The organism is Chitinophaga silvisoli (assembly GCF_003412465.1).
Classification (GTDB): Bacteria; Bacteroidota; Bacteroidia; order Chitinophagales; family Chitinophagaceae; genus Chitinophaga; species Chitinophaga silvisoli.
Genome location: NZ_QTJV01000001.1, coordinates 27,939 through 44,437 on the forward strand (window position 1 = coordinate 27,939; position 16,499 = coordinate 44,437).

At 47.4% G+C, this 16,499-nt stretch carries 8 protein-coding genes; 4 read left to right on the top strand and 4 right to left on the bottom strand.

All coding sequences use genetic code 11. The annotated features are described in order from the left end of the window. Nucleotides 1-15 precede the first annotated feature (15 nt). The 3 genes from DXN04_RS00105 to DXN04_RS00115 form a co-directional block, all read right to left on the bottom strand. Nucleotides 16-7,251: a type I polyketide synthase gene (locus DXN04_RS00105; protein WP_116851306.1), complete on the bottom strand. Its 7,236-nt coding sequence runs from the start codon at nt 7,249-7,251 to the stop codon at nt 16-18. A 706-nt stretch (nt 7,252-7,957) separates the two neighbouring features. Beyond that, complete coding sequence (locus DXN04_RS00110) at nt 7,958-8,740, bottom strand: DUF6515 family protein (protein WP_147319799.1); 783 nt, start codon at nt 8,738-8,740, stop codon at nt 7,958-7,960. A 116-nt stretch (nt 8,741-8,856) separates the two neighbouring features. Then, on the bottom strand, nt 8,857-9,513 hold the full coding sequence (locus DXN04_RS00115) for a GIY-YIG nuclease family protein (RefSeq protein WP_116851308.1): 657 nt from the start codon (nt 9,511-9,513) through the stop codon (nt 8,857-8,859). A gap of 95 nt (nt 9,514-9,608) precedes the next feature. Between DXN04_RS00115 and DXN04_RS00120 the strand changes: the two genes are divergently transcribed. Then, on the top strand, nt 9,609-10,505 hold the full coding sequence (locus DXN04_RS00120) for an aldo/keto reductase (RefSeq protein ID WP_116851309.1): 897 nt from the start codon (nt 9,609-9,611) through the stop codon (nt 10,503-10,505). 30 nt (nt 10,506-10,535) lie between these two features. Here DXN04_RS00120 and DXN04_RS00125 read toward each other — a convergent pair whose 3' ends face one another. Continuing rightward, the gene (locus DXN04_RS00125) at nt 10,536-12,107 is read right to left on the bottom strand and encodes a S41 family peptidase (protein WP_116851310.1); all 1,572 of its coding nucleotides are present in this window, start codon (nt 12,105-12,107) and stop codon (nt 10,536-10,538) included. A gap of 296 nt (nt 12,108-12,403) precedes the next feature. Between DXN04_RS00125 and DXN04_RS00130 the strand changes: the two genes are divergently transcribed. The 3 genes from DXN04_RS00130 (at nt 12,404) to DXN04_RS00140 (ending at nt 16,497) form a co-directional block, all read left to right on the top strand. After that, nucleotides 12,404-14,692, top strand: a complete 2,289-nt coding sequence (locus tag DXN04_RS00130; RefSeq protein ID WP_116851311.1) for a GH92 family glycosyl hydrolase — start codon at nt 12,404-12,406, stop codon at nt 14,690-14,692. Nucleotides 14,693-14,949: 257 nt separating this feature from the next. After that, on the top strand, nt 14,950-15,744 hold the full coding sequence (locus DXN04_RS00135; protein WP_116851312.1) for an N-acetylmuramoyl-L-alanine amidase: 795 nt from the start codon (nt 14,950-14,952) through the stop codon (nt 15,742-15,744). Between the two features lie 6 nt (nt 15,745-15,750). Beyond that, nucleotides 15,751-16,497: a hypothetical protein gene (locus DXN04_RS00140; RefSeq protein WP_147319800.1), complete on the top strand. Its 747-nt coding sequence runs from the start codon at nt 15,751-15,753 to the stop codon at nt 16,495-16,497. The last annotated feature ends 2 nt before the right edge of the window (nt 16,498-16,499 follow it).

The following is a 16,499-nucleotide window of genomic DNA, read 5'->3' on the forward strand; positions in this document are numbered from 1 at the left end:
GGACGATTTTAAAGGTTAAGCCATGATCAGTACCTGACTCTCATTGCCATATTTCAGCTCATTCACAAAGTGCTCCATGCCTTCCTGCAAAGGAATGAGGGCAATGCCCCTGCGCTCATACTCCCTTTCCAGCGCAGGCGATACCATGCCGGTGCCCTTCCATGGACCCCAGTTAATGGCCGTCACCTTGCCTTTGATGGTATTACGCAGTTCCCATGCATATCGGTCCATCACACTATTGGCAGCAGCATAGTCGGTCTGACCACGGTTGCCATATACAGAAGCCACGCTACTGAAGAAGATCACAAACTGTACATCCGGACGAAGCTGTTCTGCCAGTATTCTGAGCGGTGTCACCTTGGTGGTGAACACACGTTCAAATGATTCGGTCGTCTTTTGCTGGAAGAGTTTATCCTCCAGTAAACCGGCACCATGTACCACACCGTCAATACGGCCATAGTCTTTGTATACCTGGGTAATGAGGTGACTGATCTCCTGTTCATTGCGCAGGTCAAGCGAGCGGTAACTAACCGCTGCTCCATTTTTTTCCAGCGAACGAATGGTACTTAATATCTGGTTCGCCTTGTGAATCTCTGAAGCCTTCTTCTCTATCTCCGCGGGTTTGGTAATTTGGCCTTCGGCAATCAGTTGTTTCCTGATAGCATCTTTGCTATTTAAGGATGCATATTGTGAAGGCACTGTATTGCGCGGGTCAGCTGAGCGGCCTACCAGGATATAGTTACAAGGATAGTCTTTTGCAAAGCGGATCATGAGTTCTGCCGTGATACCCTGTGCACCGCCTAATACCAGTACCACACTGTTTTTATCCAGTTGTAACTGCGAAGTATCGCCCACCGGCAACTGGGAAGGAATCAGGTTGTAAGTATGCCTGCTGCCATTGTGATAGATCACTTCTGCAGGATCATCAGGATGCAGGATCTCATCGATGATCATGCCCGGAATGCGATCGGCAGGGAACTGGCCGGTGAGGGTGATGCTGCGGCACTTGGTTGTTTCCCATTCCTTGTCCAGGCTTTTCAGGAAACCAGGATAGCCCTGTACACTGCGTAAATCTTTGGCATCACCATTCAATACACCGGAGATGGCGTAAACCCATTTCACGCTGTCAGGATTCAGTTTTTTGATAGTATCAAATGCTGCCAGGATGTTAGGTCTGCCGGGAGCAGTGAGCAGATCCGGAATGATCAGCCCCTGGTATTCGTCTAAAGACTCATCGCCTTTAATAATAGTCACCCTGGCACCTTTTTCAATGAGCAGACTTTGTAATGTAGCGGGCAATGTACTGCCATCATCCATGATGGCAAACTGCGCATCTTTAATAGACACCGCCTGCCCAAAGGTAGAAGGGGTCAAAGAAAAGCACAGTCTTGACAGGCTCGCTGCTGTAGCTGCTGCCATGGCATTTGCCGTGTTGTACACAGGAATCTCGGGTGCGGTACTGCCCACATTTTCAGCAATCCAGCGCAGCAATCCATTCAGTGTTTTGATGCCAGTCAGTGCTTCCGTTTTATCTTCTCCATTCTGAGAGAAGCTGCCAATCTTTATCTTCAGTTCACCCAGTATTTCCATCCGCTTGATAGAATCAATACTGAGGTCAGCTTCAAGATCCAGGTCCATACCCAGCATGTCAGTAGGATAGCCGGTTTTCTCACTCACCGTGAGCAGGAGGATGTTTTTGATTTCACTTTCAGACCAGGTTGCAGAAGTCTGAACGCTGGCCACCGGGGCTACAGGAGCCGGAGCTGCCGGTTTTTGCGCCATATTCCCTGAGATCCAGGATAAGAGGCCATTCAATGTCTTAATACCCGCTAATTGTTCCACCACAGATTCATCACTCTGGTTAACAGCACCAAAACCACCCAGGCGGGTACGCAGTTCACCAATGATTTCCATCCGCTTGATAGAATCGATGCTCAGGTCTGCTTCCATATCGAGGTCTAATCCCAGCATCTCCTGTGGATACCCCGTTTTCTCACTCACAATCTGCAGGATCGTCTCTTTGATATCCACAGCAGGTTGTTGTGCAATGGCATGTTGCAGCGATACACCTCCGGCATCAGGCAATGCCTGTGCGTCTACATTCTCAGCGATCCATTGCAGCAGGCCATTCAGTGTTTTGATCCCGGCCAGCTGTTCTACCACCGCTTCTTCTGATTTACCACTTGATTTGAATCCACCCATTTTGGTGCGGAGCTCACCAATGATTTCCATCCGCTTGATGGAGTCAATACTCAAGTCGGCCTCCATGTCCATTTCTAGTCCCAGCATTTCATGTGGATAACCTGTTTTTTCACTGACTACTTCTATGAGTATGCGTTTGGTATCCTTTTTCGCAGGTGCAGGTGCTGCCACGGGAGCTGGAGTCGGGGCAGGTGCTGCTGAAGATACTACAGGAGCGGTATATGAAGCAGCTATCGGCATAGCTGCGGGCGTGTGTCCCAGATATCCCAGGATCACATCTCTCTGCGCCTGCACTAACAATTTCACACTATTCAGGTACTCCTGCACCATATGCTCCGCATTGCCGGCAGGAGCCACAACAACAGGGGCTGTACCCATATTTAACTTCAATGGCTGCAGCAAAGGCATCGCTCCATGCGCCGGCAGCTTGCCTACAGAAGGTACTGCCATATGCCCGTTCACCAACCACACGGTAGCACTCTTTTTATATAAAGCAGGATTATCCAGCTGTAATACCTGTGCATCGCGACCATCAAATAATTGCTCTAAGTTGATTACTCTGCCTGTGCTGATATATTTCGCCAGTGTGTTCAGCAAATGCGTAATTGCATTCGGTGCTTTATCTTCTGTATGCAGTACGATTGTTTCTTTCCCTAAAGTGGCTTTCGCGAGGTTGCTCAGTACCTTGCCCGGCCCGGCCTCAATAAATAGCCGTGCTCCTGCAGCATACATCTGAGCTATCTCTTCTGCAAACAATACCGGTTGAACGATATGTTCCGCCAATCGATCCCTGATCTCCGCTGGCTGTGTCGGATACAACTGCGCCGTGGTATTAGACCATACCGGAACTGACAGTGCCGCAAATTCCACATCCTTTATTGCCTGTGCATACAGCGCTTTCGCTCCTGCTATCACCGGACTGTGAAATGCACATGCTACTTCCATCTGTTTGAAAGTAATCTTCGCTTCTTTCAGTCGCACCATCAATGCCTCCATGTCCGCTGTCTTTCCCGCCAGCGCCCACTGAGCAGGAGAATTATGATTCACGGGATATACACCAGTGCCTTCTCCTGTAAATGCCTGCAGTACATCCTCCGCACAGCTCACCGCTACCATCATTCCCTTATCATCTGCTACACCGCCTAAGATGGCTTTTGCACGCAGTTCACTCAGCGGTACCAGTTGTTCGGCAGCAAATGCGCCTGCAAAACACAGTGCCGGCAGCTCGCCATAACTATGCCCCGCCACCATATCAGGCTCAATGCCCAAAGACTGCAGGAACTGCGCTATGGCCAGATCCACGATACCTAATACCGGTTGTGCGACCCGTGTATCTTTGATTTGTTCTTTCTGCAACTGACTCGCCTCATTGTTGAAGACCGCAGGAGGGAAAAGCACTTTCTCATAAGCCGGGTACTTCTTCAATAACTGACGCATGACCGGAAAGGCCACAAACAGCTCTCTCGCCATATTGATGCGCTGACTACCCTGACCCGGGAATAAGAACGCCAGCTTACCTTCTACAGGTGCCGTCACATAAATATCCTTAGATGTAGCCCCAGCCAGTGCCAGATCCAATTTCATCATCAGGTCTTCCCGGCCACTAGCCACAATAGACAAGGTCACCGGCTCCTGGCTATATACTGCCAGGCTATAAGCCAGATCCTTCAGCGATATACTATCATTGTTTTGGAGTATGCTGCTCACCGCTTTTAATAGCGGCTGACTATTACCTCTGAATACAAATAATTCCGCGGGCCATGCCTTCATTGCCGTACTATTATCCTGCACACTCGCGTCATTTTCTATCACCGCATGGAAGTTCGTACCGCCAAATCCAAATGCACTGATCCCGGCGGTACGTTTATCATCCAGCCACAAGCCCGCCTCTGCATTGAACAGGAAGGGACTACTGGCGGGGTTATAAAAACTATTCGGGGTCTTCATATGCAGGGTCGGCGGCTTGATACCATGATACACAGACAATGCCGCCTTAATCAATCCTGCCAGACCCGCCGCACATTTGGTATGCCCGATTTGTGTCTTTACGGAACCAAGGTATGTTTGCCCGATCACAGCACCATTCTGGATCAGCATATCAGAGATCGCGCTTATCTCGGTCTTATCACCTACTACCGTACCCGTACCGTGTGCTTCTACCAGGCCCACATTTGCAGGTGAGATCCCACTCATCTCATACGCACGTTCCAGAGCCTTTACCTGCCCGGCTTTGCGGGGAGCCGTCAATCCCAGGCTCTTACCGTCACTGCTACCACCTACGCCTTTGATCACAGCATATATTTTATCTCCATCTCTCTTTGCATCAGATAGTCTTTTCAGCACAATCATTGCCACACCTTCGCCGAGCGCAATGCCATCCGCTTCACTGTCAAAAGTGGCGCAGCGACCTTTCCTGGACAATGCATGCGTGCTACTAAACATCAGGTAATCGTTGATACCATTGTGCAGGTCTGCTGCGCCTGCCAGCACCATTTCCGACTTACCCAATACCAGTTCCTGGCAAGCCAGATCAATGGCTGCCAGCGAAGATGCACAAGCTGCATCTACTGTATAGTTGCGGCCTCCCAGATCCAGCCTGTTCGTAATACGGCCAGAGATCACATTGGCCAGTACCCCTGGAAAACTATCTTCCGTCATCCTGGGCAGTACTGCTTTTAATTCCTCCGGCATCTCACCCAGGTACTGCCTGTAGGTAGACCTGAATCCATAGCTGTTGGCCAGGTCAGTGCCGCCTTCAGCACCAATGATCACCGATACATCTTCCGTATTGTATTCTTTACCACCATACCCCGCATTGTCCAGTGCCTGCTTCGCTACCAGCAGTGCCAGTAACTGGGTAGGATCAATCGCTGCCAGTGACTGTGGTGGAATACCAAATAGCATTGGATCGAAGTCGATGCGTGGAATGAAACCACCCCACTTGGATGGCGACATTTCTCCATCATTCGAATTATTATCAAAATACAGTTCCTTATTCCAGCGATCGTCCGGCACTTCAGTTACACAGTCTACACCATTTAATATATTCGCCCAGAACTCATCGATGTTCTTTGCACCCGGGTAAATACAGGCCATACCAATGATGGCCACATCCAGTGCTTTCTCCGGCTGGGTCAATGGTGCAGGCAATGCCGCCTTATCAATAATGGCCTGGTTCATAGCTGCTACATCTTCATGTAGTGCATGCATGGTTACGGTTTCATGTCGCATGGCTGCAACCTGACCTATCATGTACATACCTTCGTTCAGTTGTTGCTTCGTCGCTATTTTCACTAAACCTTCAGCTGTTCTGTCTACACCTTTTGCGGCTATCCGCAGGCGGCCTACATTCAGTGATTCCAGCCGGGTCCAGATCTCTTTTTTATCAACATTCGCAGCTATCAGCTGTTCTTTTTCCTTATTGAAGAAATCGGCGAAAGGAGAGTGCAGACAGCGGGTTTCATGGCCGGGTGCCGTCTCCAGCAATACAGTATGGTTATGTGCAATTGCCTGGTCCTGGAATTGCTGCAGGATGGCCCCGGTTTCCACTGCTTCTTTCGTATAGATATAAGCGGTACCCATGAGTACACCTACCTTAGCACCTTTGGTGGCAAGGGGCGCTACCATCACACCAATAAATGCAGCAGACAATGCATCGTGAATACCACCGGCAAAAAACAGGCTGAACTGTGCGGCATTTTCTTCCTGCAGGAGCCTGTCAATCTGTTTCTCCCACAGTACAAAGCTGGACAGGGGCCCAACGTGGCCACCGCATTCGCGGCCTTCGAACACAAATTTCCTGGCCCCTTCTTTAATAAACATATCCAGCAGGGAAGCTGAGGGTACATGCAGGAAAGACTGAATGCCCTGTTGTTCCAGCGCTTTGGCCTGGGAGGGGCGGCCACCGGCTATGAGCACGAATGGCGGTTTTTCTTCCTGGATGTAAGCAATCTGCTCATCTCTCAGCTCCTGCGGTGCAAAACCCAGTATACCCACACCCCAGGTTTTGTCACCGGCAAGTTGTTTGGTTTCGCGAATCAGGTTCCTCGCTGATTCGCCTTTCAATAAAGACAAGGCTACAAATGGCAGTGCACCTGCATTGGCTACAGCCGCAGCAAAGGCGGGCACATCGCTCACACGTGTCATTGGTCCCTGTGCAATGGGATAGGTAATATTCAATTCCTTCGCCAGTGCATTGTGTGGACTAATGACAGGTTGTGCCTGTGCCTGCCTGATATGCCCGCGGATGGCGTGATGCATACCAGTGATCAATCTGCCTAATTTCTTATATCGCTTTACGAGATCGGTTGAAATAGCAATATCCTGACCCAGTGGCAGGTAAGACCTGTCCAGGTCCAATGTGCCCAGCAGTGGCTCCAATTCAGCCATGGTCGCATTTTCTGGTAGCTCCGGGGAATTGGGGCGTACCAGTACACGATAATGATCAATGACACGGGTCTCATTGCCATTGAGTTTTTCGCATACGTTTTTTAATGATTTAGGGGCCCTGCATTCAGGGAAGAGTACCAGTTGACTGTCCAGTACCACTCCGCTTGCACCCGTGGCTATAAGGGCCGCTGTAGTGTGAATACCGATACCTCCCTGTACATATATGTGGGTGTCGGGCATAGCTTTTACCACCTGCTGGAACAGGATGTAAGATGATTCATCACCTGTTTTACCACCGCTTTCATTGCCTTTGAGGATGATGGCATCGGCTTTCTCTTTCTTTGCCAGCTTCGCTTCCGCAAGGCTATGCACCTGGTAAAACAGTTGTACTCTCTTTGGCACTTTTAATTTCATACCATAGGGTGCAATGACCAGTGTTACCTGCTCAGGGAGAGAAAGATCCGCAACACTAGTATGTAAGATACATACACCGAATGGCTGTGACAGTTGTTGAGTCAACTCAGACAGTGCCTGTTCAGCTACTTGTCTGTTACGTCCTAAATGAAGCACAGGAAAGGCTTTCGCTTGCGCCAAAGCGATGGCCAGTTGAACGTCAGGGCTTTCGAACGGGGTGATCCCGATAATTGTAGACATATTCATACTAGGTTATTTGAGTTAGGTAACGGGCATGACTATACCGGTCCATGATCATCGATTGATCATAGTAATTGCTATACCGCGTTCCTGAATTATTTTAATATTGCTATTGAGCCTTGGAGTCTGCTATGCTGACGTCTGGACATAGCATTTCCATCCTGTTTTTACGAACTGGATTTTTTCATAGCGCAGACTTATTAAAGGCTAAACGGGCCTGGATCTCACATGAACAAAGTTCTCTTGCTACAGAAAGTTAAATGGCTGTGAGAGATCTATTCTCGCAGCTTTTAGTATGACGATTCCTGATGAAAATAAAAAGCGATTCCGGTAATGGTTATCCTGATACGAGGCTTAATAGAGCTGACGTTCGAAGATAAACTGATGCAACAGCACTGTTGATTTTTTATACTCCTGCCGGGTTTCGCACTGTGAACGGGTTGTGGTTTTCATAGACTTTAAAGATATAAAATAGATGATCTGGTTATTTGAGATGTATCCATGGTTAAGTGTCACAGGAACACCCTTGATGTTAATGTTAAAGCTAATGAATTTTCCTTGAAAAAAATATAGGGCTTAGCGATGAAGTTGGGGGGCGTAACAGGAAATTAATATTTAAAAATGGTACTAATATGAGTAGAGAACGGCGTCTTACTAAAACAACAGGTGGCACGGAAACCCATGCCACCTGCACTGAATCGTAAACAGATACTTAGTTATCTGCAGACATTTTTCCAACAAGCTTATATCCTCTGGAATTGTCTGTGTTAGTGACTTCCTGGTAATACATACCATCCGGAGACACGTATAATTGTTGACCATTAATCTCAACTCCTCTGCTACCATTTGGTAGTTGTTCAAGCACTTCCGGCTCTGGTGCAGGTGCTGGTTGTTCTTCCTGAGCTTTGCCTGTATCCAGTTGTCCGTTCTTACCTACTACCACATATTTTACTTGTTTATCCTGTAGGATTTCCTGGTAGTAAGTACCGTTTTTTTCGTAGTAAGTATTCCCGTCAATCACCACGGTATTTACCCCACTGGGTAAACTTGGTATTACCACACCCATTGGAGGGTCTACTACCTGGTATTGTTCACGCTGTGTGCCTTCACTTACATACGGCTGATAGAAGTATCCATCAGCGTAATAGTAAGGTCCCCATGCCGTATTAAAAGAAAGGAATCCATAAGGCAGTACATTCACCACGAAACCAATTGGCATACCATAATAGCGGTATGGGCGATAATATGGACGGGGATAATAATGATAAGGAGAGCGGTAATAACCACCCGCATAAATGCGAGGGCCTGCGATGCTGGCACCAATGCCTATCCCAATTCTGCTACCACCACTAAAACCAACTGCCACACGACTACCACCACCCACTATTACACGGCCTCCGCCACCCCAGTGTCCTCTTTGTGCATAAGCACTATCCATTGTTGCAACGCTTACCAGGGCTATAAGGGTGAGCAACATATATACTCTAGTCTTCATTTTGCCTGAATTTATATATTAGATCGATTTGGATGCTGTAAGTTTAACGTTAAAAACCGCTTTAACATTTTATGTGAAGGTAAATTTACAGGGCTTAAATCCCGCTTAAAATGGCATTAAAACAGTTGATTGCGGAGGATCCTTTTGATCATCTGGATCGTGTTGCGGCTTATTTGTCCCTTGTACTTATTAAGTATAGCAATTTCCGTGCTACCATTGCTCAGTTCGTTCACAACCGGCAGCCATTTGCTCAAAAATGCGGAGTTTGGGGTACGATATTTCAGTAAGCGGCGTACAGTTTCTATCACTGCTTTAGGTACTGCGCCTTCGTGGAGTTCAAATACTTCATCCGTACTCAGGCCAAGCTCAATGTCCTGCGCCACACGACTGTAGTCCTGCAGGTATTTTTCGTTAGCTTCCATAACCTGCAATAAGGGATCATCACTGAAGCGGATCTGTCCATATTGCCTGGCTTGCTTATGTATACGGCTGAGTGCGTAATTGCGGGCTATATTGTCACAAATGATAAGGTCGGAGGCCTGGAGTTCAAACCATTCACCTTTTACTCTTTTGTGCTGAAAAATGACATGGAGGCATTCTTCAAGGTCATCCATATTCGCAGCAGGGTACTGGCGGATCACCCGGAACATTACAGGCAGGTGAGTATGATAGGAAGAAAGCCTTTTTTGCAGGTCATGGGTTTTCCCAATCTTGTAAAGGTTTTTTCCTGTATTGATGATATAAACACACTTGCCAATGAGGACTTGTTCCATAGTGACAGAATGACAATCCGAGGATCTGTATGCAAAATGTAGAAATTTTTTTAATAATGGTGCTATTTTTTTGCAGGCGCAGTTAAATTAGTACTATGAAATACAACACCCTGGGTAAATCGGACCTTCAGATCAGCGAAATCGCTTTTGGATGCATGTCGCTGGGAGAGAACACCTTAGAGAACACATTCCTGGTGCATCGCGCGCTGGAAAAAGGGATTAACTTCTTTGACACGGCGGATCTCTATAATCACGGCGACAATGAAGTACAATTGGGACGGGCACTAAAAGGTAAACGGGATAAGGCCGTGATTGCCACCAAGGTGGGTAACCAGTGGAGAGCTGATAAAAGCGGCTGGGATTGGAATCCTTCCAAAACATATATTCTCGGTTCAGTAGAGGAGAGCCTGCGCCGCCTGGATACTGACTACATTGACCTGTACCAGCTGCACGGGGGTATGATGGAAGATCCTATTGATGAGACCATTGCTGCTTTTGAACAGTTGCAGCAGGAGGGGAAGATCCGTTATTATGGTATTTCTTCCATTCGCCCGAATGTGATCAGGGAATACATTAAACGCTCCAATATTGTGAGTGTAATGATGCAATATAGTCTGCTGGACCGCAGACCTGAGGAAAGCTGCCTGGAATTATTAAAATCAAATAATATCGGGGTCTTAGCCAGGGGAGGAGTCGCCAAAGGACTGCTGGCCGGCAAGCACCCGGAGCCTTACTTGAACTACGATGCGGCAGCTGTGGCCAAAGCAGCACTGGCAGTAGCGAACATCTCAGGGAAGGAGCATACACTGGCCCAGACAGCCCTGCGCTTTGTACTGCACCAGCCGGCAATTGCTGCGGCAGTAGTCGGCATCAGAACCCAGAATCAGCTGGAAGAAGCGGCAGGAGTATTTAAGTCCGCCGTACTGACACCCGAAGAAATCAATGGGTTGCAGCAGTCCATCCCACCCAATTTCTACGACCAGCACAGATAAAAAAGGCCGGCTTTAAGCCGGCCCTTTAAACTATTTCAACTTCTTCCCTAACCTGTAATCCACCATACCACTAAATTTCTTTGTATTCAGCGGTGCCTTAGACACCCTCAGCACGCCTGAATTACTACCCGCAGCCAGTCTGCCACCTGTATTGGCAGGGTAGCTGCCATTCGTCAGGTAATACTTAATATTATACAGGTTCTCATCCTGTGTTAAACTACCCCATGGCGCATCGATATAATCCGCCGCAGAATCAGTCGGAGAAATTCCTGAATAGTACCCGCCGGTGTGATTCGCATTCTCCGTAGCGAAGTTAATCGCATACAGATCCGCCAGGTACTGCTCCTTACCTGTGCTATCATGGTCGGACAGTGTGAATGTAATAAATCCACAAGGCTTGCCATAAGTCGTGGTACCTACCAGCTGTACATTCATATATGGTTTCAGGTTATTCAGCGTCATCTCACTTGCAGATGCTGTATTGCCTGAGGTGATAAAAAACACATTATCCAGTGCAAGTCCCCCCATACTAGCGGGGAAATTCACACTCGCTTCCAGTCCTACCTGGTCCAGGTTCGCCGTCAGCTTATCATTGTACAGGTAATAATACATGGTCTTACCCGCAGCGCTGGCCGGTGCAATCGCACTATCCAGGTATTCCGCAGTGGTTACAGATCCGCCACCATTGTAACGAAGGTCCACGATCAGGTTCGTGATACCCTCTGACTTAAACCTGGAAAACAGGGCATCCAACACGGTCTTGGTATTGGAAGCCACCCCTTTACTGGTATAGGTACTGGTGAAAGTATAGAATACAAAATATCCCACCTTAGCCCCATTGATCGTGTAAGTCGTATCAAACAATACCGGGTTAATATTATAAGTAGTAGTCGCCAGGGAATAAGTAGCAGTGGTGGATGATGTACCTACCTTATTCACTTTCAGGGTCACTGAAGTGGAATTGTACAGGGCATTAATCACCTTGGTATAATTGCTGCCCGAAGTTCCGTCATAAGAGATATTGGTATCTCCATTGATTGCCGTGATCCTGTCGCCTCTCTGCAATCCGGCCTGACCTGCAGGGGAATTCTTATCCACATAAAGCACATACAGGTAAGTGGTCGACATGCTGGCATCAGCATATACGTAGGTGACTTCCATCCCGTAATCGCCTGAAGTAGCAGCCACTTTTTTCAGTGAACCGGATACCCCATCCTGGAGGGAGGAGGATAAAGACCCCGTTCTGTCCAAAAAGCTATACCTGTCCAGTACGGTAGAGCCTGTGCCTACAGCATATTCCTTCATCCTTTCCAGCAGGGAGTCCGCATTGGCATAGGTGCTGCTCAGCGGGTTCAGGGTAGGTACATTGGAATACCAGTAGTAGGTAGGCAGACTGGTGGTCGTGCTTCTGCCGCCATCCACATAACTCACCTGCATAGTATTGTACATCAGGTATTTTAGGGAGTCCTCGTCTGAGGTGGCGGTGCCTGATGTGGTAGTGGTAGTAGTACCACCGGCTTTGCTTTCTTTTTTACAGGCAGAAAAGAATCCTGCACACATTGATCCTGCGATCAAGATAGCCAGCGTAAATCTTTTATTCATGAGAAGGATGGATTTTCAAATCAACTGATACTTATACAATACGATTGTATTGGACTGCGGGGTTGGTTTAAAGTTTAGTTTTAAGGAAAAGTTAATATTCCGGCAACCCGAACCCCCGGCTTTCTTAATTTCTAAAATGAAACACCTCCCTGTATAGCATATTATAGCTAAAACAATTTAGCCTATCTCCGCTCGCCAGTACAGCTATTCTTCCATTTATAAAATAAACTGTATTTTAAGCCGCGAAAACTTATTTTTACGTCCTTTATCATGCTAAAATTCCAGACACTCTCAACATGAAAAAACTCATCATTCCGGCCCTTTTGCTGGCATCCTGTTTTGCAAAGGCCCAGACTGTGAACAGCGTCTCCGACCCGGTGGAATGGGTCAATCCACTTATGGGAACCGATTCTAAGGGTTCCTTGTCTACGGGTAATACTTACCCGGCTATTGCCTGCCCATGGGGTATGAATTTCTGGATGCCGCAGACCGGCAAAATGGGCGATGGATGGGCGTATACCTATCATTCGGACAAACTGCGTGGTTTCAAACAAACCCACCAGCCCAGCCCATGGATCAATGATTACGGCCAGTTTGCCATCATGCCGGTGACAAAATCCGTAAAATTCAAAGAAGATGACAGAGCCAGCTGGTTCTCGCACAAAGCGGAAGTAGCCAAGCCATATTATTATAGTGTATACCTGGCGGATCACAACGTGACCACAGAAATCACTCCGACTGAGAGAGCAGCTGCGATCCGTTTTACCTATGGTAAGGAAGACAGTGCTTTCGTAGTGATCGATGCGCTGGACAAGGGTTCTTACATCAAGGTATTGCCTGCAGAACGTAAGATCGTTGGTTATACCACTAAGAACAGTGGCGGGGTACCAGCTAATTTCAAGAACTATTTCGTGCTCACCTTCGACAAGCCATTTACCTATGTCGCTACCTTCAAAAATGGCGAACTGACCAAGGGGGTTGAAGAAGCAAAGGAGAACCATGTAGGTGCCGTAATTGGTTTCTCTACTGTAAAAGGTGAGAAGGTAAACGTGAAAGTGGCTTCTTCCTTCATCAGTCCTGAGCAGGCGGTATTGAACCTGAACCAGGAAATCGGCAGCAGCACGTTCGAAGCTATCAGGGACAAGGCGAAGGCTGCATGGAACACAGAAATGAACCGTATCAAGGTAGAAGGTGGTACATCTGACCAGACCCGTACCTTCTATTCCTGCCTGTACCGCTCTATGCTGTTCCCCCGTAAGTTCTACGAATACGATGCGAAAGGTGCTGTAGTACACTATAGCCCTTACAATGGCCAGGTATTGCCAGGCTATATGTTCACCGACAATGGTTTCTGGGATACTTTCCGTGCCCAGTTCCCGTTCTTCAACCTGATGTACCCTTCTATGAACTCCCACATCATGGAAGGTATGGTGAACGCTTACAAAGAAAGTGGCTGGTTGCCTGAATGGGCGAGCCCTGGTCACCGCGATTGTATGATCGGTTCCAACTCTGCTTCCCTCATTGCAGATGCTTACCTGAAAGGCGTAAGAGGTTTCGACATCAATACTGCTTACGAAGCAATCATTAAGAACTCCAACAACGAAGGTCCGCTGGAATCAGTAGGCCGTAAAGGGGTGAAATACTACAATAAACTGGGTTATGTGCCTTATGATGTGAAAATCAATGAGAACACTGCCCGTACACTGGAGTACTGCTATGATGACTGGACTATCTGGAAACTGGCAATTGCCCTGAACCGTCCAAAGGCGGAAATCGAGCGTTTTGCTAAACAGGCGCGCAATTACCGCAATGTATATGATGCTGAAAGCAAATTAATGCGCGGTAAAAATGAGAACGGTAAATTCCAGACTCCTTTCAACCCTACCAAATGGGGAGATGCATTCACCGAAGGTAACAGCTGGCACTATAGCTGGTCAGTATTCCACGACGTACAGGGGCTGATCAACCTGATGGGGGGTAAAGAAACCTTCGTACAGATGCTGGATTCCGTATTCACAATGCCTCCGGTTTTCGATGATAGCTACTATGGTACCACCATCCATGAAATCCGCGAAATGCAGATCATGAACTTTGGTCAGTATGCACACGGTAACCAGCCGATTCAGCACATGATCTACCTGTACAACTATGCAGGTACACCATGGAAATCTCAATACTGGCTCAGAGAGGTAATGAACCGCCTGTACTCTGCTACACCTGATGGTTACTGCGGTGATGAGGACAATGGCCAGACTTCTGCCTGGTATGTATTCAGTGCACTGGGCTTCTACCCGGTTACACCCGGAGCGCCACAGTACGTAGTGGGTGCACCGCTGTTTAAGAAAGCGACCGTGCAGCTGGAAAATGGTAAAGAGATCGTGATCAATGCACCAAGAAACAGCGATGAAAACCGTTATATCAGATCTGCTACCTTCAATGGTGAGAACCTGACTAACAACTGGCTGGATTACAATACGCTGATGAAGGGAGCAACTATTAACTTCGATATGGATGCTACACCTAATAAGAGCAGAGGTATCTCTGATAAAGATGTGCCTTATTCCATGACCCAGGAGGTTAAATAAGATAATATAATATCATTACAGATAGGAGCCCCCTCGAAAGAGGGGGCTTTTTTATTATCTATCTATAGTGCTTCTTTAATACTAACCTATCACCAAAAGGTCACTATAAGGTCACCTCATTATCCCAGGGATATTGAAGTGACCTTTTGGTGACCTTATAGTGAGCTTTTGGTGACCTATTGGAATTGAAAACGGGATGATAGGAGGAAGGTGAAAGGATGGAGGAACGTGGTATTTAAATTGTATGTTTGTTAGCTATGAAACAGGTCAGACTATTACTCTGCTTAGCCCTACCGGCTATCTTATTCAGCTGTGCACATTCTCCATACGGTACGACCAACAAGGTTTACCGCAAGCAGGCCAAATCTTACGCCCGCACCCTGCGTGCAGAACCTGCAGGACAATGGATTGGCACCACCAACTTCAACATGCGTAAGCCCAATTACGTAATCATTCACCATACTGCCCAGGGCACCTGCGACAGTACCTTCCGGACCTTTACCCTGACCCGCACCAGTGTAAGCGCCCACTATGTGATCTGTAAAGACGGTACCGTGGTACAAATGCTCAACGACTACCTCCGGGCATGGCATGCCGGCCTGTCCAAATGGGGAAATGTGACAGATATGAACTCCTGTTCTATCGGAATTGAACTGGATAATAATGGATATGTACCCTTTCAGCCACAGCAGATTAATAGCCTCATGGTCTTACTGGATACCCTGAAGCACCGTTACAATATTCCCGCGGCTAACTTTATCGGCCATGGCGACATTGCCCCTACCCGGAAAAACGATCCCAACCGCTATTTTCCCTGGCAGCAACTGGCGGAAAAAGGTTTTGGGCTCTGGTATGATACCACTAATGTGAGCCTGCCGGCGGATTTTAATATCAAACAGGCATTGCGCCTCTTTGGCTATGATGTAAGAGATACCAGCGCCGCAATTATTGCCTTTAAAAGGCACTTTATACCGGCAGATTCTACAACCGGCATAAAACTGGATGAAGGAGAGAAGAAGATTCTCTATAATCTCATGCAAAAAAGTGAGTAATAAACCATGAAAAAGATAATCAGTAGCTGTCTCTGTTTATTTTTCTTTATATCGGCCACTATGGCCCAGAAAGGTGATTGGTATACATGGAGCACAGGCATCACGCCTGCGGTCCATGTGACCATCAGCAGTGATGAAATGGTGCTGGACCGTACTGACCCCGCCACTAAACAAGGAGGTATCAGCGGCCGGAAATCCAATGAGATGAAGGCCGAACACCTGCAAATCCTGAAAAAAGTAGAGAAAAATAACCGCAGCTACCTGATCTTCCAGTCCTTCGATGGTTTATATTTCGTGACCACCCTGCAGAAAAGCCCCTCAGGCGATTCTGTACTGATGTATTGTGCCGATGGAATAGAAGACGGCTATAAAGGACTGAATGAAGCCCTGGATGCTATTGCAAAGGATAAAGGCGCTGATTTTTATATTACCCTGTTCAAAAAAGAAGTCATCGATGCCGAGCGCCGCAAAGGTCCTGTATCCAAAATAACTGAACAGGAATTCGGCGCCGCCCTGCAGGTCTTCAATGAAAGGATGGATAAATTCTGGCAGGATAGGGGATATGGGCATTTTGAACCCTATCACGGTTTTATGAACCTGATTTATGGCAATGCCTTTGCAAGCGCATTTGGAGAAAAGTATAGCAAACTGAGCCTGGTCACTAAAGAATTGAAGACTCCTATTAGTAATTATAGTAATAACCCCACTATCAAAAGGCTCTTAGAATCAGCCGGTTTCCTCAAAAGCGAATAAAA

Coding starts and splice junctions, on each gene's coding strand:
- DXN04_RS00105 (WP_116851306.1), bottom strand. CDS start 7,251: ATGAATATGTCTACAATTATCGGGATCACCCCGTTCGAAAGCCCTGAC.
- DXN04_RS00110 (WP_147319799.1), bottom strand. CDS start 8,740: ATGAAGACTAGAGTATATATGTTGCTCACCCTTATAGCCCTGGTAAGC.
- DXN04_RS00115 (WP_116851308.1), bottom strand. CDS start 9,513: ATGGAACAAGTCCTCATTGGCAAGTGTGTTTATATCATCAATACAGGA.
- DXN04_RS00120 (WP_116851309.1), top strand. CDS start 9,609: ATGAAATACAACACCCTGGGTAAATCGGACCTTCAGATCAGCGAAATC.
- DXN04_RS00125 (WP_116851310.1), bottom strand. CDS start 12,107: ATGAATAAAAGATTTACGCTGGCTATCTTGATCGCAGGATCAATGTGT.
- DXN04_RS00130 (WP_116851311.1), top strand. CDS start 12,404: ATGAAAAAACTCATCATTCCGGCCCTTTTGCTGGCATCCTGTTTTGCA.
- DXN04_RS00135 (WP_116851312.1), top strand. CDS start 14,950: ATGAAACAGGTCAGACTATTACTCTGCTTAGCCCTACCGGCTATCTTA.
- DXN04_RS00140 (WP_147319800.1), top strand. CDS start 15,751: ATGAAAAAGATAATCAGTAGCTGTCTCTGTTTATTTTTCTTTATATCG.